Here is a 354-nt window from a genome sequence, read left to right on the forward strand (position 1 = left end):
TAGGTATCGCGGTCAAGCTGAGCGCCACCGACGTAGACGGCGTGGCAGACGTGAAGTCCTTCACCGTCGGCACGCCTACCAACGGTACGTTCTACACCGACGCGGCGATGACCAAACCGGTGACCGGCGCTATTGATGCGGTCAACGGCGAAGCGACCGTTTACTTCAAGCCAAACGCGAACTTCAACGGCACCGCCAACTTCACTTACACCGCGACCGACGGTGGTATTGCCGACGGCGGCAGCCCGCTGACTTCGGCTCCAGCCAACGGCACCATCACCGTGACTCCGGTCAACGATGCGCCTGTGGCTGTGACCACTACCGCAACGGGTGCTGAAGACCCAGGCGTAGGTA

Annotated in this window: 1 protein-coding gene; it reads left to right on the top strand. The window is 61.9% G+C overall.

All coding sequences use genetic code 11. From position 1 onward, the window contains the following. Positions 1–354 (top strand): cadherin-like domain-containing protein (locus tag NR164_RS30305; protein ID WP_256823676.1); only part of this gene is annotated, 354 nt, incomplete at both ends.

Origin of the sequence: Pseudomonas sp. Pse79 (genome assembly GCF_024519615.1) — a bacterium.
Lineage (GTDB): Bacteria > Pseudomonadota > Gammaproteobacteria > Pseudomonadales > Pseudomonadaceae > Aquipseudomonas > Aquipseudomonas veronii.